Origin of the sequence: Pseudomonas sp. WS 5411, from assembly GCF_012985595.1 — a bacterium.
GTDB lineage: Bacteria > Pseudomonadota > Gammaproteobacteria > Pseudomonadales > Pseudomonadaceae > Aquipseudomonas > Aquipseudomonas shahriarae.
The window spans coordinates 1-23,572 of the sequence record NZ_JAARMC010000002.1 but is presented as its reverse complement, the minus strand read 5'-3'; the positions used below and the strand labels follow the sequence as shown (position 1 = coordinate 23,572).

The 23,572-nt window shown below is 59.7% G+C and carries 23 protein-coding genes; 11 read left to right on the top strand and 12 right to left on the bottom strand.

Annotated features, from left to right (window positions below):
- Positions 1-105: 105 nt before the first annotated feature.
- Both HBR93_RS04020 and HBR93_RS04015 read left to right on the top strand, forming a co-directional pair.
- The gene (locus HBR93_RS04020; protein WP_115127314.1) at positions 106-1,383 is read left to right on the top strand and encodes an acetyl-CoA C-acetyltransferase; all 1,278 of its coding nucleotides are present in this window, start codon (positions 106-108) and stop codon (positions 1,381-1,383) included.
- A 174-nt stretch (positions 1,384-1,557) separates the two neighbouring features.
- The gene (locus HBR93_RS04015; protein WP_029297573.1) at positions 1,558-2,454 is read left to right on the top strand and encodes a PA4780 family RIO1-like protein kinase; all 897 of its coding nucleotides are present in this window, start codon (positions 1,558-1,560) and stop codon (positions 2,452-2,454) included.
- A 75-nt stretch (positions 2,455-2,529) separates the two neighbouring features.
- On the opposite strand, the gene cueR is transcribed toward HBR93_RS04015, so the two are convergent.
- Positions 2,530-2,931, bottom strand: a complete 402-nt coding sequence (gene cueR / locus HBR93_RS04010) for a Cu(I)-responsive transcriptional regulator (protein WP_057437636.1) — start codon at positions 2,929-2,931, stop codon at positions 2,530-2,532.
- A gap of 259 nt (positions 2,932-3,190) precedes the next feature.
- Positions 3,191-3,571: a hypothetical protein gene (locus tag HBR93_RS04005; RefSeq protein WP_057437637.1), complete on the bottom strand. Its 381-nt coding sequence runs from the start codon at positions 3,569-3,571 to the stop codon at positions 3,191-3,193.
- A 147-nt stretch (positions 3,572-3,718) separates the two neighbouring features.
- Between HBR93_RS04005 and HBR93_RS04000 the strand changes: the two genes are divergently transcribed.
- Together HBR93_RS04000 and HBR93_RS03995 are read left to right on the top strand one after the other, a co-directional pair.
- Complete coding sequence (locus HBR93_RS04000) at positions 3,719-3,916, top strand: cation transporter (RefSeq protein ID WP_057437639.1); 198 nt, start codon at positions 3,719-3,721, stop codon at positions 3,914-3,916.
- An 86-nt stretch (positions 3,917-4,002) separates the two neighbouring features.
- Entirely contained in the window at positions 4,003-5,196 is a 1,194-nt protein-coding gene (locus HBR93_RS03995; RefSeq protein ID WP_057437641.1) for a multidrug effflux MFS transporter, read from the top strand.
- 8 nt (positions 5,197-5,204) lie between these two features.
- Here the strand turns inward: HBR93_RS03995 and HBR93_RS03990 are convergent, their stop codons facing one another.
- Both HBR93_RS03990 and HBR93_RS03985 read right to left on the bottom strand, forming a co-directional pair.
- Positions 5,205-5,384: a hypothetical protein gene (locus HBR93_RS03990; RefSeq protein WP_057437642.1), complete on the bottom strand. Its 180-nt coding sequence runs from the start codon at positions 5,382-5,384 to the stop codon at positions 5,205-5,207.
- Positions 5,385-5,533: 149 nt separating this feature from the next.
- A complete protein-coding gene (locus HBR93_RS03985; RefSeq protein WP_057437646.1) occupies positions 5,534-6,547 on the bottom strand; it encodes a zinc-binding alcohol dehydrogenase family protein in 1,014 nt (337 codons plus the stop codon).
- Between the two features lie 122 nt (positions 6,548-6,669).
- Here HBR93_RS03985 and HBR93_RS03980 point away from each other — a divergent pair, with 122 nt between their 5' ends.
- Entirely contained in the window at positions 6,670-7,596 is a 927-nt protein-coding gene (locus HBR93_RS03980) for a LysR family transcriptional regulator (protein ID WP_169959856.1), read from the top strand.
- Positions 7,597-7,733: 137 nt separating this feature from the next.
- The gene (locus HBR93_RS03975) at positions 7,734-8,432 is read left to right on the top strand and encodes a helix-turn-helix transcriptional regulator (protein WP_169959855.1); all 699 of its coding nucleotides are present in this window, start codon (positions 7,734-7,736) and stop codon (positions 8,430-8,432) included.
- 31 nt (positions 8,433-8,463) lie between these two features.
- Here the strand turns inward: HBR93_RS03975 and HBR93_RS03970 are convergent, their stop codons facing one another.
- On the bottom strand, positions 8,464-9,417 hold the full coding sequence (locus HBR93_RS03970; protein WP_032859755.1) for an adenosine deaminase: 954 nt from the start codon (positions 9,415-9,417) through the stop codon (positions 8,464-8,466).
- A 194-nt stretch (positions 9,418-9,611) separates the two neighbouring features.
- Here HBR93_RS03970 and HBR93_RS03965 point away from each other — a divergent pair, with 194 nt between their 5' ends.
- A complete protein-coding gene (locus tag HBR93_RS03965) occupies positions 9,612-10,700 on the top strand; it encodes a calcium:proton antiporter (RefSeq protein ID WP_115127318.1) in 1,089 nt (362 codons plus the stop codon).
- 6 nt (positions 10,701-10,706) lie between these two features.
- On the opposite strand, the gene HBR93_RS03960 is transcribed toward HBR93_RS03965, so the two are convergent.
- Positions 10,707-11,642, bottom strand: a complete 936-nt coding sequence (locus HBR93_RS03960; protein WP_128593777.1) for a LysR family transcriptional regulator — start codon at positions 11,640-11,642, stop codon at positions 10,707-10,709.
- A gap of 131 nt (positions 11,643-11,773) precedes the next feature.
- On the opposite strand from HBR93_RS03960, the gene HBR93_RS03955 reads away from it, so the two are divergent.
- Positions 11,774-12,736 (top strand): alpha/beta fold hydrolase, encoded by a 963-nt coding sequence (locus HBR93_RS03955; RefSeq protein WP_057958248.1) that lies wholly within the window; start codon positions 11,774-11,776, stop codon positions 12,734-12,736.
- 59 nt (positions 12,737-12,795) lie between these two features.
- A complete protein-coding gene (locus HBR93_RS03950) occupies positions 12,796-14,121 on the top strand; it encodes an MFS transporter (RefSeq protein WP_057958249.1) in 1,326 nt (441 codons plus the stop codon).
- Between the two features lie 86 nt (positions 14,122-14,207).
- Here the strand turns inward: HBR93_RS03950 and HBR93_RS03945 are convergent, their stop codons facing one another.
- The 6 genes from HBR93_RS03945 to HBR93_RS03920 all read right to left on the bottom strand — a co-directional run bounded on the left by HBR93_RS03945 (position 14,208) and on the right by HBR93_RS03920 (position 20,183).
- The gene (locus HBR93_RS03945; RefSeq protein WP_057958250.1) at positions 14,208-15,566 is read right to left on the bottom strand and encodes an 8-oxoguanine deaminase; all 1,359 of its coding nucleotides are present in this window, start codon (positions 15,564-15,566) and stop codon (positions 14,208-14,210) included.
- 140 nt (positions 15,567-15,706) lie between these two features.
- Positions 15,707-16,393: an SDR family oxidoreductase gene (locus HBR93_RS03940; protein WP_115127322.1), complete on the bottom strand. Its 687-nt coding sequence runs from the start codon at positions 16,391-16,393 to the stop codon at positions 15,707-15,709.
- A 46-nt stretch (positions 16,394-16,439) separates the two neighbouring features.
- Entirely contained in the window at positions 16,440-17,021 is a 582-nt protein-coding gene (locus tag HBR93_RS03935) for a YigZ family protein (protein WP_057437658.1), read from the bottom strand.
- 13 nt (positions 17,022-17,034) lie between these two features.
- Positions 17,035-17,694, bottom strand: coding sequence for a TetR/AcrR family transcriptional regulator (locus HBR93_RS03930; protein ID WP_057437660.1), 660 nt, complete (start codon positions 17,692-17,694; stop codon positions 17,035-17,037).
- Positions 17,695-17,781: 87 nt separating this feature from the next.
- Positions 17,782-19,176 carry a nucleobase:cation symporter-2 family protein gene (locus HBR93_RS03925; protein ID WP_057958251.1) on the bottom strand — a complete coding sequence of 465 codons (1,395 nt, stop codon included), beginning with the start codon at positions 19,174-19,176 and terminating at the stop codon, positions 17,782-17,784.
- Between the two features lie 86 nt (positions 19,177-19,262).
- On the bottom strand, positions 19,263-20,183 hold the full coding sequence (locus HBR93_RS03920) for a LysR family transcriptional regulator (RefSeq protein ID WP_057437664.1): 921 nt from the start codon (positions 20,181-20,183) through the stop codon (positions 19,263-19,265).
- 125 nt (positions 20,184-20,308) lie between these two features.
- On the opposite strand from HBR93_RS03920, the gene HBR93_RS03915 reads away from it, so the two are divergent.
- Both HBR93_RS03915 and HBR93_RS03910 read left to right on the top strand, forming a co-directional pair.
- Entirely contained in the window at positions 20,309-21,658 is a 1,350-nt protein-coding gene (locus tag HBR93_RS03915; RefSeq protein WP_128593780.1) for an aspartate aminotransferase family protein, read from the top strand.
- 74 nt (positions 21,659-21,732) lie between these two features.
- Positions 21,733-23,226, top strand: a complete 1,494-nt coding sequence (locus tag HBR93_RS03910) for a CoA-acylating methylmalonate-semialdehyde dehydrogenase (RefSeq protein WP_057958254.1) — start codon at positions 21,733-21,735, stop codon at positions 23,224-23,226.
- The last annotated feature ends 346 nt before the right edge of the window (positions 23,227-23,572 follow it).

The following is a 23,572-nucleotide window of genomic DNA, read 5'->3' as shown; positions in this document are numbered from 1 at the left end:
GGAACGCTCTCCGGCTGCTGGGGTTCAAAGGGTGGACCATCAATCGGTGACAGTCGTTCCTAGTCTAGGCTCAGGATTGCACCTACCACCTTCAGGGAGCTTTACATGACTCAGTTGCGCCGCGTCGCGATCATTGGCGGTAATCGTATCCCCTTCGCTCGTTCCAATGGCCCCTACGCCACAGCGAGTAACCAGGCCATGTTGACTGCCGCCCTGGAAGGTTTGATCGAGCGCTACAACCTGCACGGCCTGCGCATGGGCGAGGTGGCCGCAGGTGCAGTGCTCAAGCACTCGCGGGATTTCAACCTGACCCGCGAATGCGTGCTGGGCTCGCGGCTGTCGCCACAAACCCCGGCCTATGACATTCAACAGGCCTGTGGCACCGGGCTGGAAGCGGCGCTGCTGGTGGCCAACAAGATTGCCCTGGGGCAGATCGAATGCGGGATTGCCGGCGGCGTCGACACCACCTCCGATGCGCCCATTGGCGTCAATGAGGGGTTACGCAAGATCCTGCTGCAAGCCAACCGCAGCAAATCCATGGCGGATAAATTAAAAGTTCTGTTACAACTTCGTCCGCAACACCTCAAGCCGGAACTGCCGCGCAATGGCGAGCCGCGTACCGGCCTGTCCATGGGCCAGCACTGCGAGCTGATGGCGCAGACCTGGCAGATTCCCCGCGCCGAACAGGACCAACTGGCCCTGGAAAGCCACCAGAAGATGGCTGCGTCCTATGCCGAGGGCTGGCACAACGATTTGCTCACGCCGTTTCTCGGCCTGACCCGCGACAATAACCTGCGCCCGGACCTGACCCTGGAAAAACTCGCCAGCCTCAAACCGGCTTTTGAACGCAGCGAAAAGGGTACCCTCACCGCCGGCAACTCCACCCCCCTGACCGATGGCGCGTCCCTGGTGTTGTTGGGCAGCGAAGCCTGGGCCAAGGAGCGTGGCCTGCCGATCCTCGCCTACCTGCGCGATGGCGAGGCGGCGGCGGTGGATTTCGTCAACGGCGCCGAAGGGCTGTTGATGGCGCCGGTGTATGCCGTGCCACGCCTGCTGGCGAGAAATGGCCTGACACTGCAGGATTTTGATTACTACGAAATTCACGAGGCCTTCGCCGCCCAGGTGTTGTGCACGCTCAAGGCCTGGGAAGATGCCGATTACTGCAAGACCCGCCTGGGCCTGGACGCGCCGTTGGGCGCCATCGACCGCAGCCGCCTTAACGTCAAGGGCAGCTCCCTGGCGGCCGGGCACCCGTTTGCCGCCACCGGTGGGCGTATCGTCGCCAACCTGGCCAAGCTGCTGGATGCGGCGGGCAAGGGGCGCGGGCTGATCTCGATCTGCGCGGCGGGCGGGCAGGGTGTGACAGCGATCATTGAGCGCTGATCTCGGCTATCATCCGAACGCCTTGGGCAATAACGGCTTTGTCGGATTAATCTGGCATATTGGATGCATTCTTTAGCAGATCAAAGCTCGTTACCCTCTCCCCGCTGTGCGAGGATTGCCGTATAACGAGTGCCATACGCGTGTTTGGTAATAAAGGACCCACAATAAAAGCTGATGAAGACTCCTAAACGCATTGAACCCCTGATCGAGGACGGTCTGGTCGACGAAGTGCTGCGCCCACTTATGAGTGGTAAAGAAGCAGCTGTTTATGTGGTGCGCTGCGGCAACGAGTTACGTTGCGCCAAGGTCTACAAGGAGGCGAATAAACGAAGTTTTCGTCAGGCGGCCGAATACCAGGAAGGCCGCAAGGTCCGTAACAGCCGACAGGCCCGGGCCATGGCCAAGGGCTCCAAGTTCGGCAAGAAAGAAACCGAAGACGCGTGGCAGAACGCCGAAGTAGCGGCGCTGTTTCGCCTGGCCGGTGCGGGCGTTCGTGTGCCCCAGCCCTACGACTTCCTCGAAGGCGTGTTGCTGATGGAGCTGGTGGCCGATGAATACGGTGACGCGGCGCCACGTCTGAACGACGTGGTCCTGGAACCGGATCAGGCCCGTGAGTATCACGCCTTCCTGATCTCGCAGATCGTGCTGATGCTGTGTACCGGCCTGGTGCACGGTGACCTTTCGGAGTTCAACGTGCTGTTGACGCCGACCGGCCCCGTCATCATCGACCTGCCGCAAGCGGTGGATGCGGCGGGTAACAACCACGCATTCACTATGCTGGAGCGGGACGTGGGCAACATGGCGTCGTATTTCGGGCGCTTTGCCCCGGAATTGAAGACCACCAAGTACGCCAAGGAAATGTGGGCGCTGTACGAAGCCGGCACCTTGCACCCGGCCAGCGTGCTGACCGGTGAGTTCGACGAGCCGGAAGAGTTGGCGGATGTGGGCGGCGTGATGCGCGAGATCGAAGCGGCACGGCTCGACGAAGAGCGGCGCCAGGCGATCCGTGCGGCGGATGATGCGCCACCGGGCAAACCGGCGGAAGAACCGCCACCGCCTTGGATGCAGTGATCTTCAGGTCACTGGCAATGTAAATGTGGGAGCTGGCTCCCACATTGGGTTTTGTGGGCGGTCAGTGATACCCCGTCACTTGCAACAACCGCCCGCTGCCAACTCCTTGAGAATCGGGCAGTCCGGCCGGTGATCGCCCTGACAGTGCTCCATCAGGTCCTGCAATGTATCGCGCAGTTGCCCCAACTCGCGGATCTTGTGGTTCAACTCTTCGATATGCTGGCGAGCCAACGCCTTGACGTCGGCACTGGCCCGTTGCCGGTCCTGCCACAGTTCCAGCAACTTGCCGACCTCCTCCAGGGAAAACCCCAGATCCCTCGAACGCTTGATGAATGCCAGGGTGTGCAGGTCGTCGTGGCCATATAGGCGATAGCCGCTGTCGCTGCGATTGGCCGGTTTAAGCAGGTTGATGGATTCGTAATAGCGAATCATCTTGGCGCTCAAGCCGCTTTGCCGGGCTGCCAGACCGATGTTCATGGGCGGTGATCCTCCAGATCCTTGGGTTTCCAGGTTTCAACAGCAGCGCATTGCTCACCACGTCCTCACTGGACAGGGTCCGTAGCGGGTCGAGCAGGCCGAACCAGTTGGACACAACAGCCCCGAATGGATGCTGCCCAATTTTGCGCAGATCTCGCGCCGGCGGTTGCGCTTTGCGGCAGTCTTCCGGGAAATGTTGGCTGTAGCATCAACCTTGACCTTAGGGGAAGGTCAAGCTCCATTGTTTACCTGCCGTGGATTAATAGCCCAGCTTTGCCGCCTTGAGGTACATGCCGTCCGCACCCTGGGCAATGCGCAGTTTGCGCACATCGCCAGCCTTCAACTCGATGTGCTGTGCCTTGGGCGCCAGCAATCCCGGCAGACAGCCTGGGGCTTGGCCTGGCAGTAGCTTGAGGCGCAGCGAGACCGGGCCTGCGGGGAAGTTGAACGAGGTGGATTGCTCCTGGAACAGCCGCCCGGCCAACTGGTCATTGACGTACAGGCCAATCTCGCAATTGGTGGGGACTTCCAGGCGCTCCCTGGAAATGATCAGCACCGCATAATCCTCGGCCGCGCTGGCCTGGGGGGCGGCGGCGAACAGGCTCAACAGGCTCACAAGGCCAAAAAGCGACCAGCGCATGGTGAATTCTCCGGGTTTCAAATCGTGGATGGTTGCAGCTTGGCCGACGCCGCCAGGGAATACCAGCCCGGCTGTTGTTTTCGGCGCTTGACCTTGCCATCGTGGCAAGGATGAAACTGGGCGCAACCTCACTTAAGGAGTCATGTCATGCAAATATTCAGCGTTGAAGGAATGACCTGCGGCCACTGCGTTCGTGCCGTTACCCAAGCCGTTCAGGCCCTGGACCCGGCAGCCAGTGTGAAGGTCGATCTGGGCGCCAAGGAAGTGGGGGTGGAAAGTCGTTTGTTGCCGGAAGAAGTGATCCGCGTGATTACCGATGAAGGCTACAGCGCCAAGCTCGCCTGATTATTTAATAGTTAGCGAGCTATCGTAATGTTCAAGGCACCCAAGCGCGGCTAGACTGTCGGGCTGCCGACTCTTTTGGGTGCCTGATGAACCTTCGCATACTCCTCATTCTGGGGGCCTTGAGCGCATTTGCGCCGCTGGCCATCGACTTTTATCTGCCGGGCTTCCCGGCCATGGCAGTGGCGTTCGGCACCGACGAAAAACATATCCAGTTGACCCTGGCGGTGTACTTCACCGGGCTTGCGGTCGGTCAATTGATCTATGGGCCGCTGGCGGATCGTTTTGGCCGGCGCGTCCCGCTATTGAGTGGTGTCACCCTGTTCACCTTGGCCTCCCTGGCGTGCGCCTATGCGCCGTCCCTGGAGTGGCTGATCGGTGCGCGCTTCGTCCAGGCCCTGGGCGGGTGTGCGGGCATGGTGATTTCCAGGGCGGTGGTCAGCGACAAGTGCGACGCGGTGGGTTCGGCCAAGGTCTTTTCGCAGTTGATGCTGGTGGTCGGGCTTGCGCCGATCCTGGCGCCGATGCTCGGTGGGGTGATGGTTAGCCTGTGGGGCTGGCAGTCGATCTTCCTGGCGTTGACCCTGTTCAGCGTCGGTGCGGGTGTGGCAGTGGCTGTCGGTCTGCCGGAGAGTTTTCCGGCCCATCAACCTCGGCAGCCGCTGTCCGGAGCGTTGCGCCAGTACGGGCGCCTGCTGGCCGACCGCGTATACCTGGGGTATGCCGTGACCGGCGGCATCGCGATTGGCGGGATGTTTGCCTACATTGCCGGTTCGCCTTTCGTCTTTATCAAGCTGTACGGCGTGCCGGCTGAGCATTATGGCTGGCTGTTCGGCACCAACGCCGCGGGCTTTATCCTGGTGGCGCAGGTCAATGCGCGGCTGCTGTCCAAGCGCGGGCCGGCCTTTCTCCTGACCCGTACGGTATGGGTTTACCTCGCGGCAGCGCTGGCGTTGTTGGCCGTCAGTGCCTTGCATACCGAAGCACTGTGGCCGCTGCTGGTGCCGCTGTTCCTGTGTATCGCCAGCCTGGGCTGCATCATGCCCAATACCTCGGCGTGCGCCATGAACGGCCAGGGCGCGCGGGCCGGCAGCGCCTCGGCACTGCTGGGCTGTATCCAGTTTGGTGTGGCGGCGGGGGCGGCATCGTTGGTCGGCGCATTGCACGACGGCACGGCCATGCCGATGTCGATCGTCATCAGCCTGTGCGGGGTGTTGGCGGTAGTGGTGGCCATGTGGACCCAGCGCCTGCAGCGGCAGCGAGCCTTGCAAGCGCAGGTCTGACAGTCTTTTCAGCCCGTAGCGCGCTGCTGGTTTTCGGGAAACCGGTGGGGCGCCTGGATCCGGTTTTGCAGGGTGTTGGCGAAGGCGCGGGCCTCGGCTTCACTGCGGAAGGTAAAGGCGTCCTGGTCCAGGCGGACCTGCCATTTGTTGCCTTGGGATTTTGCTAACGCTTTTATCAGGATCTTCATTGCTGACTTCCTCACGTAAAAGATTGCGTGGCAAAGGCGGCCAATATAAACCCGAAGACGCTCAAAAATATGACAAGGATCAAGTGTCTGACTAGCGGTGCCGTCCGTTGCCCACAGGTGGAACGGACGACACTGACAGAGCCCGCTTCTTAGAAGCCTTCCAGCACAATCTTGCCCTTTGCCTTGCCGCTTTCCAGCAAAGCATGGGCGCGGCGCAGGTTCTCTGCGTTGATCACGCCGAAGTGCTCGCCCACCGTGGTTTTCAGGGTGCCGGCATCGATCAGCTCGGCCACTCGATTGAGCAGGTTGTGTTGCTCGATCATGTCGGCAGTCTCGAACATCGAGCGGGTGTACATGAATTCCCAGTGCAGCGACAGGCTCTTGCGCTTGAGCTTGAGCACATCCAGCGACTTGGGGTCATCAATCAGTGCCAGTTTGCCTTGGGGCGCGAGCGCTTCGACCAACTGGTCCAGGTGCTGGTCGGTTTGGGTCAGGCTGGCGACGTGGGTCACCTGTGGGTGGCCTACGCGCTTGAGCTCTTCGCTCAGAGGCTGGCTGTGGTCGACTACCAGGTCAGCGCCCAGGTCCTTGGCCCAGGCCTGGGTTTGCGGGCGCGAGGCGCTGCCGATCACCTTGAGTGCGGTGAGTTGCGCCGCCAATTGGGTGAGGATCGAACCTACGCCACCGGCAGCGCCGACAATCAGCAGGCTCTGGCCTTGATCGGTCTTGCCTTCAGGCACTTGCAAGCGCTCGAACAGCAGTTCCCAGGCGGTGATGGCAGTCAGCGGCAGGGCGGCAGCTTCGGCGAACCCCAGGCTCTTGGGCATATGGCCGACGATGCGCTCATCGACGGTGTGCAGTTCGCTGTTGCCACCCGGGCGGGTCAGGGAGCCCGCATAAAACACTTTGTCGCCGGCCTTGAACAGCGTCACTTCACTGCCCACGGCCTTGACCACACCGGCCACGTCCCAGCCCAGCACTTTGGCCGCGCCGTTTTCCGGGGTGACGTTCTGGCGGATCTTGGTATCCACCGGGTTGACCGAGATGGCTTTGACTTCTACCAGCAGGTCGCGCGGACCGGCCACCGGCTCAGGCAACTGGATATCCTGCAGGGACTTGGGGTCGTTGATTGGCAATGCGGCGTAGTAGGCGATGGCTTTCATGGCAAGTTCCAGGAAGGGCGGAATGGGATGGTTAGATCATTAGCTATTTCTCTTGCAGATAAAACCCGCTAAAAGAGCAGTCTCTTTCAATGGTTTTTTGATAATCCCTCGGGGCGGTGGTCATGCTGCGTTTTGATGATTTGCAGTTGTTCGTACGTGCGGCGGATTTGGGGAGTTTGTCGGCCGCCGCACGGGTCATGGATATGTCGGCGGCGGTGGCCAGCGCAGCGTTGAAACGCATTGAGCAACAATTGGGCGCGCGCTTGCTGGCACGTTCTACTCGCAGCCTGCGCCTGACTGCCGAGGGCGAGGGTTTCTTGCAATACGCCCGCGGTGCCTTGAGCCAACTGGATGAAGGCCGGCGCCTGCTGGCCAGCAGCCAGGACCATGTCAGTGGTGTTTTGCAACTGTCGGCGCCTTCGGACTTCGGCCGCAACCTGCTGTTGCCGTGGCTGGACGAATTTCAGCGCGAGCACCCGCAATTAAGTGTGCGCCTGCTACTGGGCGACCGGATTGCCGACCTGTTCCGCCAGCCGGTGGATATCGCCTTGCGCTATGGCGAACCCGAGGATTCGAGCCTGGTGGCCTTGCCGGTCGCGCCGGACAATCGCCGGGTGCTCTGCGCCGCGCCCAGCTACCTGGCCCGGCATGGCGAGCCGCGCCACCTGGAGGAACTGGCCCAGCACAACTGCCTGCTGTACATGCTCGGTAGCCGAGTGCATGACCATTGGCGCTTTCAGGATGGCAAACGGGAAATCAGTCTGACGGTTACCGGTGACCGCTTCAGTGACGATGCCGATGTGGTGCGGCGCTGGGCCGTGGCCGGGGTGGGGATTGCCTATAAGTCCTGGCTGGATGTCAGTGCCGACGTACTGGCAGGCCGCCTGCGGTTGCTCTTGCCGGAGCTGCAGGGTGAGCGCACACCGCTCAATCTGCTGTGCGCCCATCGCGCGCAGTTGAGTAAGCCGATCAACCTCCTGCGTGAAATGCTCGTGGCACGTTGTGGGAAGTTGAGCGCGCAGTTGCCTGAACAGCAAGGGACTACGTAATAACCCCAGGGAATTCAGGAAACTTCAGGCAAATGCTGTCGCTGATTTGGCTGTAAGACGCCACGGAATCTGCTGCTTACACACTTATACTTTTCCGCGAAATGGAGCAGACCAACGAATCTACAGGGAGTGAATACATGGAACAGGCACCTTGCATCAGCCAGATCGCCACCTTGCTGGCCGACCCCAAACGCGCCGCTATGATCTGGGCGTTGATGGACGGCTCGGCCAAGCCGTCCGAAGAACTGGCGATGCTGGCGGGGTTATCCGCGTCATCGGCCAATGCGCATCTGGCGCGATTGGCGGCGGGTGGATTGCTGCGCATTGAAGCCCGGGGGCGCAAACGCTTCTTTCGCATGGCGGCGGCCGATGTGAGCGCGGCAGTCGATGCGCTGGCCAGTACCACCATGGCCAGTTTGGCGCGCAGTGCAGTCGGCCTGCCGGTGGCGGCCTTGCTGGCACCGTCGTCGTTGCGTCATGCGCGGCTTTGTCATGACCATCTGGGGGGTGAAATGGCGGCAGCACTCTATCAACGCATGGTGTTGGCGAAGTGGGTTGAACGCTTCGAACAGCGGCTTCACGTGACGCCGTTGGGCGCACGCCAATTGGCCGAGCGTGGCATTTACACCCAGGCCCTGGCGCAGCACAGTTACTCGACGATGGCTTGTGATTGTTTTGACTGGAGCGAGCAGCAACCGCACCTGGGCGGGGCATTGGGGGCGGGATTGTTGCAGTTGTTCATGCAGTCACGCTGGCTGACGGTGATCAATGAGTCGAGCGTACTGCAGGTCACCGAGACCGGGCGCCTGGAAATTGCCCGGATGGCGGCCTTGTAGGAGCCGGAAAACCGGCCCCTACAGGGTTTGGTCAGGGCTTGACCAGGCGTGCATCCAGGCTGTTTTGCGCCAGGCGGCGGGCCTGGTCCTGGGTCATGCCCAGCGAGGTGTGCAGCGCGTGGAAGTTCTCGGTGACATAACCGCCGAAGTACGCCGGGTCATCCGAGTTCACCGTGACCTTCACCCCACGCTCGAGCATGTCGAGGATGTTGTGCTGGGCCATGTCGTCGAACACGCACAGCTTGGTGTTGGACAGCGGGCACACGGTCAGCGGGATCTGCTCGTCGATGATCCGCTGCATCAGGCGCTCGTCTTCGATGGCGCGCACACCATGGTCGATTCGCTGGATCTTCAGCAGGTCGAGGGCTTCCCAGATGTACTCCGGCGGGCCTTCCTCACCGGCATGGGCGACGGTCAGGAAACCTTCGCCACGGGCGCGATCGAATACGCGCTGGAACTTGCTTGGCGGGTGGCCCATTTCCGAGCTGTCCAGGCCTACGGCGACAAACGCATCCCGGAACGGCAGCGCCTGGTCGAGGGTTTTTTGCGCTTGCTCTTCGCTCAGGTGGCGCAGGAAGCTGAGGATCAGGCCGCTGGTGATGCCCAGTTGCTGCTCGCCATCTTTGAGCGCGCTGGCGATGCCGTTGAGCACCACTTCAAACGGGATCCCCCGGTCGGTGTGGGTCTGTGGGTCGAAGAACGGTTCGGTATGGATCACGTTCTGCGCCTTGCAACGCAGCAGGTAGGCCCAGGTCAGGTCGTAGAAATCCTGGGAGGTGCGCAATACATCGGCGCCCTTGTAGTAGAGGTCGAGAAACTCCTGCAGGTTATTGAAGGCGTAGGCCTTGCGCAGGGTTTCGACGTCGTTCCACGGCAGCGCGATTTTGTTGCGTTCGGCCAGGGCGAACAGCAACTCGGGCTCCAGCGAGCCCTCCAGGTGCAGGTGCAGTTCGGCCTTGGGCAGGGCATTGAGCCAGTCGTACATGGGTGCGTTCTCATCAGGTGCAATGGCGGCATTCTACAGGCCAGGGCGCAAATAATCGGTAAAACCTGACCGAGCGGTAAGCATTGTTCGTGCCTGCGGCAATGGGCGAATGAACTAAGGTGTAACGAAACGTTAGCGATACGCCGCAGTCTGTACCCCATCAATGACTGATTTGCCGCTCGAAAAGGCCCGTAATGCTCACATCCCTCAAGCAAGAAAAGTACATGTGGCTGGCGCTGATCGCCGCCCTCGCAGCCTACCCTCTGGAGCACTGGCTGTTGCACAGCGGACAGATGACGGCCCTGTTCGGCGGCCTGGTGCTGATCGGTTTTATTGTCATGGCCTCGATGCGCGTGGCCCACCATGCCGAGCTGCTCGCCGAAAAGGTCGGCGACCCCTACGGCACCATGATCCTGACCCTGGCGGCGGTGCTGGTGGAAGTGGTGATCCTGGCGATCATGATGAGCAACGAGGCATCGCCGACCCTGGTGCGTGACACGATCTACTCAGCCGTAATGCTGGATATCAACGGCATCCTTGGCCTGGCTGCGTTGATGGGCGGCATCAAGCATGGGGAGCAGTCCTACAATGATGATTCGGCGCGGACCTACAGCGTGATGATCTTGACTGCCATGGGCGTGTCCATGGTGGTGCCGGAATTTATCCCCGAGGCCGACTGGAAAATCTACTCGGCCTTCACCATCGGTGCGATGGTGGTGTTGTATGCCTTGTTCCTGCGTATGCAGGTGGGGCCACACAGTTACTTCTTCAGCTACAGCTATCCGGAAAAACGTCGCAAGCCATCGCCGCAAGAGCACGCCTCGCCGGTCAACCTGACGTTCTCCATCGCGACCCTGGTGTTTGGTGTGGTGGTGATTGGCGCATTGGCCGAGGTGATGTCCAAGACCCTGGACCTTGGCCTGGAGGGCACGGGGGCGCCGCCGGTGATCACGGCGATCCTGGTGGCGGCGATTTCCGCCGCCCCGGAGATTCTGACCGCCTTGCGCGCAGCCTTGGCCAACCGCATGCAGTCGGTGGTCAACATCGCGCTGGGGGCTTCGTTGTCGACGGTGATTCTGACGGTGCCGGTGATGGAAGCCATGGCGCTGTACACCGGCCAGCCGTTTCAGATGGCGATGACCCCGGTGCAAACGGTGATGGTGTTTATCACACTGATTGTCAGTGCGATCAACCTCAACGATGGCGAAACCAACGCCATCGAAGGGATGACCCATTTTGTATTGTTTGCGACCTTTATCATGCTGTCGCTGCTGGGGGTATAGGCCTGGCTAGGTGATTTTGCGCGCGGGCCAGAGCCCGTTTTCAAACATCCTCTCGCTTTCCTGTTTCAACTCGGTAATCACACGTGCGACGCAAGGGTCCGTCAACTTTCCCCGGTGGCGGGCGATGCAGATGGTGCGAGTAACCCGAGGGACTATCAGCGCGGCCTGCAATTGCCGGGTGCGTAGTTTTTCCGCAACGGAACTGGCGGCCTGGATACCGAACCAATTGCCGGTTTCTATCAAGCGCACCTGGAATTCGCCGGAGTCTATTTCAATGCTCACATTGAGGGTGAGGTCGTGGCCCGCCAAATGATTGTCCAACAGGGTGCGAATACGGTTGAGGCGCGAGGCCATGACCAGCGGAAACTCCGAGAGTCTTTTGACGTTGATCTCCTGCAGATTGAGCAGGCTGTGACTGCCCACCAAGTAGAGATCTTCCTGGGCGAAGTCTTCGCAGACCACCTCGGTGGAGGATTTGCGGTCGAACAGCAGCGCGATGTCCAGTTTCCCGTCGCTCAGCCAATCCCAAAGATAAGCGGACGGGGACTCTACGACGCGCAAGCGGATTCCCGGGTAGGCGGCTGCCAGTCGGGTCAGGAGTGGGACGACCAATACATTGGCGCAAGAGTAGGGCACGCCTATGACGACTTCTCCTTCGGGAAAATCAGAATCTTCATGTATTTTTTTGTAGGCCATTTCGGCCATGCCCAGTAGTTCATAAGCGCTGCTTAAAAAACGTTGGCCCAATGCAGTCGGCGAAGCCCCTCTGGCATCTCTCGTTAACAATTGCACACCAATAGCTTGTTCGAGTTTGGTCAACGTTACAGTAAGAGCAGGTTGTGCAATGCCCAGTTTGCGCGATGCGGCCGTCACACTGCCTTCTTCGCATACAGTCACAAATGCAATGAGCCTGCCTATATCGAGCTTTCGGGCATTTTTCATGGGTTAGCCTGTCATGGGGTATATATCTTATATATGGGTCAATCAAAAAACGGTATTTCCAATATAGCCTGAGTAGGATCAATCTCAAGTGATTAAACAAGCTGTGTATTAAAAAAGCAGAGGTAATCACAATGACGATCCAGGACATTGCATTGAAGTCTATCGAGGGTTTTCATGTTGGCGGAGAGCGCGTGTATATGGACGGCTTTCCGGAACAACTGATGACCAAGGTTCCCGGCGCCGCGCCTATCCGGGTGTCCATGAATGGGCATCACATGGTTGGCCAGATGTATTGCCAACGGTATACACAAAGCAACCCGCGCTCCCCCTATCCACTGGTTTTTCTGCATGGCGGCGGCCTGACCGGCGCCTGTTGGGAAAACACACCGGATGGCCGGCCGGGGTGGTTGACTTTTTTTCTGAAGGCCCGATACGACGCCTGCTTGTGCGATGCGTTTGAGCGTGGACGTGCATCCTGGCCTGCCTATCCCGAGATCCTCGCAGGCAAGCCTGAACACCGGACGCTGGATGCGGTATGGCATCATTTCCGCTTCGGTCCGGCGTCCAGTTACTGCGCTGAGGCCCGTGAAGAGCAGGCTTACCCCGGGCAGCAGTTCCCGGTGGAGCACCTGGATGTTTTTGGCCAACAGTTCGTGCCTCGCTGGGCAGGTACCGATCACCGGGCACTTGCCGGCTATAGAGCCTTGCTGGAAAAAATTGGACCTTGTGTATTGATCGGGCATAGCCAGGGCGCTTACTACGCCCTGCAACTGGCGCAGGAGTTTGCAGGAACGGTGAAAGGGGTGGTTGCTATCGAGCCATCGGCAGTTCCCGAACTATCCAAAAGTGTACTGACGCTTCCTCCGCATCTAGCCATTTGGGGGGATTTCATTCGCGATAAAAGTGTCATGTGGGAGAGCTACCTTCACAGATGTGAGGCGTACTTTGAGCAACTGCAAAATAAATCGGTAGATTCCCGGGTCTTGGAGTTGCCGACGGTCGGAGTGTCGGGTAACAGTCATATGTTGATGATGGATGCTAACAGCAATCAAGTGGCCGGAATGATTGATGAGTGGTTGGTTAGTCTTGCTTGAAACGTTGAATAATAAAAATAATAATTTGAGAGGGTTTACATCTCTCAATGGGGGGAAGTATGCAGGCTGCAAAGGCAGAGTTGGCGCAAGACAGTGTCTCGGATGATGTTCAGGGCCAGGCACTGATAAGAAAAATAACCTGGCGCTTGATGCCATTAATTATAATTTGCTTTTTTTTTGCATTTTTTGATCGGATCAATATCAGTTTTGTAAAGTTTCAGCTGGAAAGCGAGTTAGGGTTCGGTAATTCGGTGTATGGGCTGGGGGCCAGTTTATTTGTTGTCGGGTATGTGATTTTCGAAGTGCCCAGTAACTTGATGCTCTACAAGGTGGGGGCGCGCAGGTGGATTGCCAGGATCATGATGTCCTGGGGGATTGCTACTTGTGCCATGGTCTTTGTCCAGACCGAATGGCAGTTTTATGTGCTGCGCTTCCTGATCGGCGCAATGGAAGCGGGTTTTGGGCCGGGGGTCGTATTTTACCTGACGCTTTGGTTTCCTTCTGCATTTCGAGGTCGAGCGACGTCGCACTTGTTCCTCGCTTCGGCATTTTCAGGACTGATAGGCGCACCCTTGGCGGGGCTCCTGTTAGAACATATGGATAACGTGTTTGGTCTTCCCGGGTGGCATTGGCTGTTTCTATTCGGAGGTGTTCCCTGCGTTGTGCTGGGGATCGTTGTCTTGAATGTACTCTGTGATCGTGTGGAGGACGCTAAATGGCTGACGCGGGCCGAAAAATCATGGTTGGCGCAAAAAATATCGGAAAAGAACCAATCGTCTTCTGTAGAGCACTCCTTTCGAAGCGCATTGAAATCGCCGATTCTTCTGTTGTTGGGGTTTCTCTACTTTCTCATTCAGCTTGGGTCCCATGGCCTTAATTTCTGGGCGCCGCATTTGATTCGTTCCACTGGGGTGGAGTCGTCAGGCACATTGGGGCTTTTGACTGCGGTGCCTTACGTCTGTGGGGCAATTGCGATGATTACCGTTGGACGCCTGTCAGACCGTTCAGGCGAGCGCCGAAAATTCGTGGCAGGCCTGTTGTTGCTGGCGTCTATCGGATTTCTGTTAGCGGGCTTTTTCGATGACGATACGACGTTGCTGGTGATTGCCCTGGGCGTATTGGGCGGTGGCGTGATTGCCTCCATCCCCGCATTCTGGGCATTGCCGCCGATGATTCTATCGGGAGCGGCCGCGGCGGGAGGTATCGCATTGATCAACACGCTGGGGCAGTTCGGTGGAATCGTCAGCCCATTGATGGTCAGTCAGATCATCGAGTTTACGGGGAGTGCGACGCCTGCGTTGTATGTGATCAGCGCCACCAGCTTGTTGGCGTGCTTGATCCTGATGTTTATGTTGCCGGACAAACTTAAACATAAAGACCTGTAACCAGAGCGCTGTTTTCCCTGCGTTTTTGTGCAAGTGCCAAAGCAGCGACCCAGGTCGCTGCTTTGGCATTCGAGCTCGGGCCCGTCTTAGGACGCGTTGATCAACTGCCGCGCCGCCTGGCTGTGATCGGCGATCAAGGCCTTGAGGTCCATGCCCTCGATTTGCCCGTCGATCACCCGCCACTTGCCGCCCACCATCACCCGGTCCGCCCGGTCCGCGCCGCATAGCAGCAGGGCCGACAGTGGGTCGTGGCTGCCGGAGAAACGCAGCTCATCGAGCTTGAACAGGGCCAGGTCGGCCTGTTTGCCCACCGCCAGCTCGCCAATGTCGCTGCGGCCCAGCAGTTTGGCGGAGCCTTTGGTGGCCCAGCCGAGTACGCCTTCAGGGGTGATTTTTTCCGCGCCATAACGCAGGCGTTGGATGTACAAAGCCTGGCGCGCTTCGAGAATCATGTTGGACGCATCGTTGGAGGCCGAACCGTCCACGCCCAGGCCAATCGGCGCGCCGGCGGCGATCAGGTCCAGGGTCGGACAGATGCCGGAGGCCAGGCGCATATTGGAGCTTGGGCAATGGCAGATACCGGTGCCGGCCGCGCCCAGGCGGGCGATTTCGTCCGGGTTGAAGTGAATGCCATGGGCCAGCCAGGTGCGGGGGCCGAGCCAGCCGACGCTGTCGAGGTAGTCCACGGTGCGCAGGCCGAAGCGCTGCAGGCAGAAGTCTTCTTCGTCGAGGGTTTCGGCCAGGTGGGTGTGCAGGCGCACATCGAGTTGGTTGGCCAGTTCGGCGCTGGCGCTCATGATTTCGGGGGTGACCGAAAATGGCGAGCAAGGCGCCAGGGCAATCTGGATCTGCGCACCGTCGCCGCGCTCGTGGTAGCGCTGGATCAGGCGTTGGCTGTCTTCAAGGATTACTTCGCCCTGCTGCACGGTCTGCTGCGGTGGCAGCCCGCCGTCGGCTTCGCCCAGGCTCATGGAACCGCGGGTGAGCATGGCGCGCATGCCCAGTTCGCGCACGCTGTCGACTTGCACGTCGATCGCCTGTTCCAGGCCATCGGGAAACAGGTAGTGGTGATCGGCCGCGGTGGTGCAGCCGGAGAGCAGCAGCTCGGCGAGGGCGACTTTGCTGGCCAGCGCGAGTTTTTCCGGGGTCAGGCGCGCCCACACCGGGTACAGGGTTTTCAGCCAGGGGAACAACGGCTGGTTGACCACCGGCGCCCAGGCGCGGGTCAGGGTTTGGTAGAAGTGATGATGGGTGTTGATCAGGCCGGGAAGCACCACGTGCTCGCGGGCGTCGAAGGTTTGTTCGCAGGCGATGCTCGGTTGCTGGCCGAGGGCGAGCACTTCGACGATCACACCGTCTTGCAGCACCAGGCCGCCACGGGCGTCCAGGGTGTTGGCAGTGAAAATCGCGAGAGGGTTTTTTAACCAGATACGGGTCGCAGGCATTGGCCGGCTCCTCTGAATGATGGGTTCAGGTTTGCCAGCTCAGTGTTGCCCTGTCTGCTGATCCAGGGTCGCCGGTAAGGGCGAGGTGGGAAGTTTACGTGGAGTGAGCGGTGGGGTCTATCCACCGCTTATCTGTTGGCTTACCAGGGAATGGTCTGGCCCTTGTAGTTGACGAAGTGATGGCCGCCCTTGCCGGTGTAGGCGTTCACCTGGGCGATCAGGCCGCGCACGCTGGTTTCCACGTCCAGGTCGGCCCCTTCGCCGCCCATATCGGTCTTGACCCAGCCCGGATGCAGCGACAATACGGTCAGCTTCTGCTCGCCCAGTTGCGTCACGAAGCTGTTGGTCATGGAGTTCAGCGCGGCCTTGCTGGCCTTGTACAGCGCAAGGTCCGGCGCGTCGGGCATGGTCACGCTGCCCAGTACCGAACTCATGAACGCCAGCACGCCGCTGCCCTGGCGAATCTGCGGGGCAAAGCGCTGGGCCAGGTTGATCGGTGCCACAGCATTGGTGAAAAACAGTTGGCCGACTTCGGCCTGGGTGGCATGGCCCGGGGTCTGGTTGGCCGGGCCCTTGACGCCGGCGTTGACGAACAGCAGGTCGAAGGTCTGGGCTTTCAGGCGCTGGTTCAAGGCGATGACGGCCTGTTGGTCGTCCATGTCCAGTTGCTCGATCTGTACCGGGCCGAGGGCTTTGAGGGCGTCGGCTTTTTGCGGGTTGCGCACGGTGGCGGTGACGTGCCAGCCGTCAGCCAGCAATTGCTTGACCAGGCCAAGGCCCAGCCCGCGCGAGGCGCCGATGATCAATGCGGTTTTTGGCGTAGACATGAAGGCTTCCTATGGCATCGAGGTTCAGTGAACAACCTTATCAGGTTCAGCGTTGCAGCAGGATTCGTCCGCGGCTCAGGTCGGCCAACTGGGTTTGCAAGGTGTCGATATGGGCTTCGCCGAGGGCCAGTTGTAGCTCCACGCCATTGGCGGTGAAGGTTTCTTCTACCACCAGGCCGCCCAGTTCGGCGACACGCAGCTTGACCAGGGGCAGTTCAGCAAAGCCGCAGGCGCAGCTCAACGGCACACGGCTGATCAGCTCGATACGCTCGGCGTTTTGCAGGCATTTATTCGCGCCACCGCCATACGCCCGGGCCAGGCCGCCGGTACCCAGTTGGATGCCGCCGTACCAGCGGACCACCAGCACCACGACCTGATCGAATCCCTGGGCCTCGATGGCAGCCAGGATCGGTCGCCCAGCAGTGCCGCCGGGTTCGCCGTCGTCGTTGCTGCGGTATTGCCCACCGAGTTTCCAGGCCCAGCAGTTATGTGTGGCGTTGAGGTCGCTGTGCTGCTCGATAAACCCCTGGGCGTCTTGCGGGCTGCTAATCGGCGCGGCATAGGTGATGAAGCGGCTTTTGCGGATTTCTTCGCGAAATTCGCAAAAGCCCGTAAGGGTGAAAGGCATTGAGTCGCTTCGTTCAGAGGGCCGGCTTGATGCCACAGCCTTTGAGAATAATGTGGATAAGGTTGTTACCCGCGTCTTCCATATCCTGCTTGGTCAGCTTGGTACGGCCGGTCACGCGGCAGATCTGGGTGGCAAAGTCAGCGTAATGCTGGGTGCTGCCCCACAGCAGGAAGATCAAGTGTACCGGATCGACAGGGTCCATCTTGCCGGCATCTATCCAGGCCTGGAACACGGCGGCGCGGCCGCTGAACCAGGTGCGGTAGTCCTGGCTGAAATATTCGGTAAGGCATTCGCCGCCGCTGATGATCTCCATGGCGAAGATCCGCGAGGCCTGTGGCTGACGTCGCGAGTATTCCATCTTGGTGCGGATGTAGCGGGTCAGTGCTTCGGCGGGATCATCCTCGGCGGTCAGGGTGTTGAAGGTGCTGTCCCACAGCTCGAGGATATTGCTCAGTACCGCGATATACAGCCCCAGCTTATTGGTGAAGTAGTAATGCAGGTTGGCCTTCGGCAGCCCGGCGCTCGCGGCGATGGTGTTCATGCTGGTGCCTTTGTAGCCATGCCGGGCGAATTCGTCTTCGGCGGCCTGGATGATCGCTTGTTCGTTCTTTTGCCGAATGCGGCTGGCGGGTTTTCCGGCGTGGCTGTTGTGGGCAGGAACTTCGAGGCTCATGGAGGTTTCCGTGCAGATCGATGAATGCGATTGCTGCACAGATAACCCACCCTCAAGCCTCAGACAAGTCCCGATACGATAAAAGCGTCAAAGCGGTTCCAGCGTATCGCTTTCCAGGGCTGGATTTGCGGCAGGTGTTGCGGCCTTGGATTCCGGCAGGAGCAGGCACAACACGATTGCCGTCAGCCCGCCGCTGGTGATGGCCGAATCGAACAGGTTCTGCACCAGGGTTGGCATCAGGTGCAACAGGTTCGGTTGCGCCGCGATGCCCAGGCCGACCCCGAACGAGGTGGCGATGATCAGCATGCTGCGCCGATCCAGCGGGGCCTGGGCCAGGATGCGCACGCCGGCGGCGGCAACACTGCCGAACATTACCAGGGTCGCGCCACCCAGCACGGGTTTGGGGATTTGCTGCAAGACTGCACCAATCAGTGGAAACAATCCGAGACAGAACAGCACCACGCCGATGTACAGGCCCACATAGCGGCTGGCAACGCCGGTCAACTGGATCACCCCGTTGTTCTGGGCAAAGGTGGTGTTGGGGAAGGCACTGAAGGTGGCAGCGATCATGCAACTGACGCCATCTCCGAGCACGCCGCCCTTGAGTCGGCTTATATAGGAAGGGCCGCTGATGGGCTGGCGGGCGATCATGCAGTTGGCAGTGAGGTCGCCTACGGTTTCGATACTGCTGATCAGATAAATCAGCGCTACCGGTAGGAAGGCGCTCCAATCGAAACTGAAACCAAAATGGAATGGCGTCGGCAGGCTGATCAAGGGCAGGTCGGGCAGGGGCTGGGGCACCAGCTTGCCGCTGAACCAGGCGGCGACGCTGCCCAGCAGCAGGCCGATGATGATCGCGCTCAGGCGTACCCACGGCGTGTTCGAGCGGTTGAGCAGGATAATCGTCAGCACCACGAACAGGCCCAGGGCCAGGTTGGTCGGCGCGCCAAAGTCCGGCGCATTGAAGCCGCCGCCCAGGTCGGTGATACCTACCTTGATCAGGCTGATGCCAATCAGGGTAATGACAATCCCGGTTACCAGCGGCGTGATGACCCGGCGTAACTGGCCGATAAACCGGCTCAACACGACCTGCACCAACGCGCCGAAAAAACACACGCCGAAGATCATTGCCAGAATGTCTTCCGGGCTGCCGCCACGCTGCTTGACCAGGAAGCCCGCCGACAACACCGCGCCGAGAAAGGCAAAGCTGGTGCCTTGCAGGCAGATCATCCCAGCGCCAATCCCAAATGGCCTACGGGCCTGGATGAAGGTACCGACACCGGAAACCATCAGCGCCATGCTGATCAAGTAGGGCAAGTGGGCGGCCAGGCCCAGGGTCGAACCGATGATCAGCGGCGGGGTGATGATGCCGACGAAGCTGGCGAGTACATGTTGCAGGGCGGCAAGCAGGGCGGGCAATGGTTTGGGGCGGTCGTTGAGGCCGTAGATCAGGTCGCTGGCGCTGGAGGATTCTGGTGGCATGGCATGTGGACTCAGGGCTGACGGTTCATGGTCCCTGTGCCTTGCAAAAAGCTGTCCACTTGCTCAGGTTTTGTATGGAGCCCGTATCAGCGGGTCGCTGCCAGGCTTTCGAGGAAGCTTTCCAGCACCAAATGAGGGCGACGGCCTTTGCGCGTGACCGAAGCCAGGCTTAAATCGTAAAAGCGTGTAGCCGGTTTCAGCGCGCGTAGTCGGCCTTGTTGCACCCATAGGCTGGCGTAGTGGTCGGGCAGGTAGCCGATGAAGCGCCCGGTGAGGATCAGGAAGGCCATGCCTTCGCGGTCGGAAGCGCTGGCGGTGCAGTTGAGCGCTTGATAGTGGGCCTGGATGTCGGCGGGCAGGCGGAAGGTCGGCGCGATGGCGTCCTGGCTATTGATGCGCAGGTCGTCCAGTTGTTTGTTTTCGGCGTAGAACAGCGGATGACCCACCGCACAGTAGAGCAGCGAGCGCTCGCTATACAGCGGTTGGTATTCCAGGCCCGACAGTGCGCTGGCCTGGGGCACCACGCCGACATGCAGGCGCCCGTCGAGCACGCCTTGTTCCACTTCGTTGGGGGCGATCATGCGGATCTGGATCTGCACGTCGGGACCGCGCTCTTTCAACTGCGCCAATGCATGGGTGATGCGCATATGGGGCAGGGTCACCAGGTTATCGGTCAGGCCGATGGTCAGTTCGCCGCGCAGGTGTTGGTGCAGGCCGTTGACCTCGGTGCGGAAACTTTCCAGCGCGCTTAATAGTTGCAGTGCCGATTGGTAGACCTCGCGGCCTTCTTCCGTCAGGGAGAAGCCGGCGCGCCCGCGTTGGCACAGGCGCAGGCCCAGGCGTTGTTCCAGGTCGCTCATTTGCTGGCTGATGGCGGAACGGCCGATGCCCAGCACGGTTTCTGCCGCCGAGAAGCCGCCGCACTCCACCACGCTGCGGAAGATGCGCAGCAAACGGATATCGAAGTCGCTGACTTGTGCCAGTGGATCGGGTCGGCGGCTGCTCATAGTTTAGTAAAGGCCTGACTGAAGGTTAGAAGAGTTGCATTTCTTAGACTTTATCTCCGTGGCAATTTAGCTGCAACAACGCTTTTCAATCCCGACGCTGCCTTTTGCCCTGCGAGGTTTTGCTGATGAACATGCCCGAAAACGCCCCATCCACCCTGGCCAGCCAATTGAAACTGGATGCCCACTGGATGCCTTACACCGCCAACCGTAACTTCCAGCGCGACCCGCGCCTGATCGTGGGGGCCGAAGGCAGTTGGTTGATCGATGACAAGGGGCGCCGGGTCTATGACTCGTTGTCGGGCCTGTGGACCTGCGGCGCAGGGCACACGCGCAAGGAAATCCAGGAAGCGGTCGCCAAGCAATTGGGCACCCTGGACTACTCGCCGGGCTTCCAATACGGTCATCCTTTGTCCTTCCAGTTGGCAGAAAAGATTACCGACCTGACCCCAGGTAACCTGAATCACGTGTTCTTCACCGACTCCGGCTCCGAGTGCGCCGATACGGCGGTGAAGATGGTGCGTGCGTACTGGCGCCTAAAGGGCCAGGCGACCAAGACCAAGATGATTGGTCGTGCCCGTGGGTATCACGGGGTAAACATCGCCGGCACCAGCCTGGGCGGCGTCAACGGTAACCGCAAGATTTTTGGCCAGGCGATGATGGATGTCGATCACCTGCCGCACACCCTGCTGGCGAGCAATGCCTTCTCCCGCGGTATGCCGGAGCAGGGCGGTATTGCCTTGGCTGACGAGTTGCTCAAGCTGATCGAGTTGCATGATGCGTCGAATATCGCTGCGGTGTTCGTTGAGCCGATGGCGGGCTCCGCTGGCGTGCTCGTGCCGCCGCAGGGTTATCTCAAGCGCCTGCGTGAAATTTGTGATCAGCACAATATCCTGCTGGTGTTCGACGAAGTGATTACCGGCTTTGGTCGTACCGGCTCGATGTTCGGCGCAGACAGCTTCGGCGTGACCCCAGACCTGATGTGCATCGCCAAGCAAGTCACCAACGGTGCGATCCCGATGGGGGCAGTGATTGCCAGCAGCGAGATTTATCAGACCTTCATGAACCAGGCGACGCCTGAGTATGCGGTGGAATTCCCACACGGCTATACCTACTCGGCGCACCCGGTAGCGTGCGCAGCGGGGCTGGCGGCATTGGATCTGTTGCAGAAGGAAAACCTGGTGCAGAGCGTGGCTGAAGTCGCGCCGCACTTTGAGAATGCGCTGCATGGCCTCAAGGGCAGCAAGAACGTAATCGACATCCGTAACTACGGCCTGGCCGGTGCTATCCAGATTGCACCGCGTGATGGGGATGCCATCGTGCGTCCATTCGAGGCGGGCATGGCGTTGTGGAAGGCGGGGTTCTATGTGCGCTTTGGCGGCGACACCCTGCAGTTCGGCCCAACCTTCAACAGCAAGCCGCAGGACCTGGATCGCTTGTTCGATGCGGTCGGCGAAGTGCTGAACAAGATCGACTGATTTCTTCTTCTATATAGAACAACTGTCGGGCGCGACACGTGTCGCGCCTGTGGACAACTTTTCAGGAGCCTTGCATGAGCCTTATCCAGCATTTGATCAACGGCGAATTGGTCAACGACAGCGGTCGTAGTGCCGATGTGTACAACCCGTCCACCGGCCAGGTGATTCACCAGGTGCCATTGGCCAGCCGTGAAACCATTCAACAAGCCATCGACTCGGCCAAGGCGGCGTTCCCGGCCTGGCGCAACACACCACCGGCCAAGCGTGCCCAGGTGATGTTTCGTTTCAAGCAATTGCTGGAGCAGAACGAAGCACGCATCTCCCAGTTGATCAGCGAAGAGCATGGCAAGACCCTGGAAGACGCTGCCGGCGAACTGAAGCGCGGGATTGAGAACGTCGAGTACGCGTGCTCGGCACCGGAAATCCTCAAGGGCGAATACAGCCGCAACGTCGGCCCGAACATTGATGCCTGGTCCGATTTCCAGCCGTTGGGCGTGGTGGCAGGTATTACGCCGTTCAACTTCCCGGCCATGGTGCCGCTGTGGATGTATCCGCTGGCCATCGTCTGCGGTAACTGCTTCATCCTCAAGCCATCAGAGCGCGACCCAAGCTCGACGCTGCTGATCGCCCAGTTGCTGCAGGAAGCCGGTTTGCCCAAAGGCGTACTGAGCGTGGTGCATGGTGATAAGGGTGCGGTGGATGCGCTGATCGAGGCGCCTGAGGTCAAGGCCTTGAGTTTTGTCGGTTCGACGCCGATTGCCGAGTACATCTATTCCGAAGCGACTAAGCGCGGCAAGCGTGTACAGGCGCTGGGCGGGGCGAAGAACCACGCGGTGCTGATGCCGGATGCGGATCTGGATAACGCGGTCAGTGCCTTGATGGGCGCAGCCTACGGTTCCTGCGGCGAGCGTTGCATGGCGATCTCGGTGGCAGTGTGTGTGGGTGACCAGGTGGCGGATGCTCTGATCGCCAAGCTGGTGCCGCAGGTCAAGGCGCTGAAAATTGGTGCGGGTACTTCCTGTGGCCTGGACATGGGGCCGCTGGTTTCTGCGCAGGCGCGGGACAAGGTCAGTGGCTATATAGAAGACGGTGTGTCTTCGGGTGCTGAGCTGGTGGTCGATGGGCGTGGCCTGAGCGTCAGTGGTCATGAGGACGGTTTCTTCCTCGGTGGCTGCCTGTTTGATCGCGTGACGCCTGAAATGCGCATCTATAAAGAAGAGATCTTTGGCCCAGTGCTGTGCATCGTCCGGGTGAATAGCCTGGAAGCGGCGATGCAACTGATCAATGACCATGAATATGGCAACGGCACCTGCATCTTTACCCGTGACGGTGAAGCGGCGCGGTTGTTCTGTGACGAGATTGAAGTGGGCATGGTGGGGGTCAACGTTCCATTGCCGGTGCCGGTGGCGTATCACAGCTTTGGTGGCTGGAAGCGTTCGCTGTTTGGCGACTTGCACGCCTACGGGCCGGATGGGGTGCGGTTCTATACCCGTCGCAAGGCGATCACTCAGCGTTGGCCGCAGCGTGCCAGCCATGAAGCGTCGCAGTTCGCGTTCCCTAGTTTGTAAGGTTGCATGAATAGAAAGCCGGCCCTTGGGGGCCGGCTTTCGCGTTTTCGGGGCTTTTTTGACCGATATGACAGAATTGTGAAAATAGGGGTTGACGGCAGATTCTGGAAGTCTATAATTCGCCCCACTTCCGGCGCAGTCGAAACGGAAAACTCCTTGGTAAACAAAGAGTTACGCAGAATTCGACAGCGAGTTGCTTCAGTTCATCGAAGCCCAGAGGGAGTTGGTAGAGCAGTGTTGTTTGGCTCTATTAACGTTTCGATCCTCTCGGTCGAAAGCGGAGAAAAAGAGGTGTTGACAGCAGCGTGTAACGCTGTAGAATTCGCCTCCCGCTAACGAGAGATCG

Bases quoted from the DNA above. Each gene is read 5' to 3' on its own strand.
- HBR93_RS03945 (WP_057958250.1), bottom strand. From the start codon at position 15,566: ATGCCTGCGACCCGTATCTGGTTAAAAAACCCTCTCGCGATTTTCACT.
- HBR93_RS03960 (WP_128593777.1), bottom strand. From the start codon at position 11,642: ATGAAAAATGCCCGAAAGCTCGATATAGGCAGGCTCATTGCATTTGTG.
- HBR93_RS03965 (WP_115127318.1), top strand. From the start codon at position 9,612: ATGCTCACATCCCTCAAGCAAGAAAAGTACATGTGGCTGGCGCTGATC.
- HBR93_RS03925 (WP_057958251.1), bottom strand. From the start codon at position 19,176: ATGCCACCAGAATCCTCCAGCGCCAGCGACCTGATCTACGGCCTCAAC.
- HBR93_RS04000 (WP_057437639.1), top strand. From the start codon at position 3,719: ATGCAAATATTCAGCGTTGAAGGAATGACCTGCGGCCACTGCGTTCGT.
- HBR93_RS03930 (WP_057437660.1), bottom strand. From the start codon at position 17,694: ATGAGCCTCGAAGTTCCTGCCCACAACAGCCACGCCGGAAAACCCGCC.
- HBR93_RS03995 (WP_057437641.1), top strand. From the start codon at position 4,003: ATGAACCTTCGCATACTCCTCATTCTGGGGGCCTTGAGCGCATTTGCG.
- HBR93_RS03915 (WP_128593780.1), top strand. From the start codon at position 20,309: ATGAACATGCCCGAAAACGCCCCATCCACCCTGGCCAGCCAATTGAAA.
- HBR93_RS03920 (WP_057437664.1), bottom strand. From the start codon at position 20,183: ATGAGCAGCCGCCGACCCGATCCACTGGCACAAGTCAGCGACTTCGAT.
- HBR93_RS03940 (WP_115127322.1), bottom strand. From the start codon at position 16,393: ATGTCTACGCCAAAAACCGCATTGATCATCGGCGCCTCGCGCGGGCTG.
- HBR93_RS03985 (WP_057437646.1), bottom strand. From the start codon at position 6,547: ATGAAAGCCATCGCCTACTACGCCGCATTGCCAATCAACGACCCCAAG.
- HBR93_RS03990 (WP_057437642.1), bottom strand. From the start codon at position 5,384: ATGAAGATCCTGATAAAAGCGTTAGCAAAATCCCAAGGCAACAAATGG.
- HBR93_RS03955 (WP_057958248.1), top strand. From the start codon at position 11,774: ATGACGATCCAGGACATTGCATTGAAGTCTATCGAGGGTTTTCATGTT.
- HBR93_RS04015 (WP_029297573.1), top strand. From the start codon at position 1,558: ATGAAGACTCCTAAACGCATTGAACCCCTGATCGAGGACGGTCTGGTC.
- HBR93_RS04020 (WP_115127314.1), top strand. From the start codon at position 106: ATGACTCAGTTGCGCCGCGTCGCGATCATTGGCGGTAATCGTATCCCC.
- HBR93_RS03935 (WP_057437658.1), bottom strand. From the start codon at position 17,021: ATGCCTTTCACCCTTACGGGCTTTTGCGAATTTCGCGAAGAAATCCGC.
- HBR93_RS03980 (WP_169959856.1), top strand. From the start codon at position 6,670: ATGCTGCGTTTTGATGATTTGCAGTTGTTCGTACGTGCGGCGGATTTG.
- cueR (WP_057437636.1), bottom strand. From the start codon at position 2,931: ATGAACATCGGTCTGGCAGCCCGGCAAAGCGGCTTGAGCGCCAAGATG.
- HBR93_RS03975 (WP_169959855.1), top strand. From the start codon at position 7,734: ATGGAACAGGCACCTTGCATCAGCCAGATCGCCACCTTGCTGGCCGAC.
- HBR93_RS03970 (WP_032859755.1), bottom strand. From the start codon at position 9,417: ATGTACGACTGGCTCAATGCCCTGCCCAAGGCCGAACTGCACCTGCAC.
- HBR93_RS03950 (WP_057958249.1), top strand. From the start codon at position 12,796: ATGCAGGCTGCAAAGGCAGAGTTGGCGCAAGACAGTGTCTCGGATGAT.
- HBR93_RS03910 (WP_057958254.1), top strand. From the start codon at position 21,733: ATGAGCCTTATCCAGCATTTGATCAACGGCGAATTGGTCAACGACAGC.
- HBR93_RS04005 (WP_057437637.1), bottom strand. From the start codon at position 3,571: ATGCGCTGGTCGCTTTTTGGCCTTGTGAGCCTGTTGAGCCTGTTCGCC.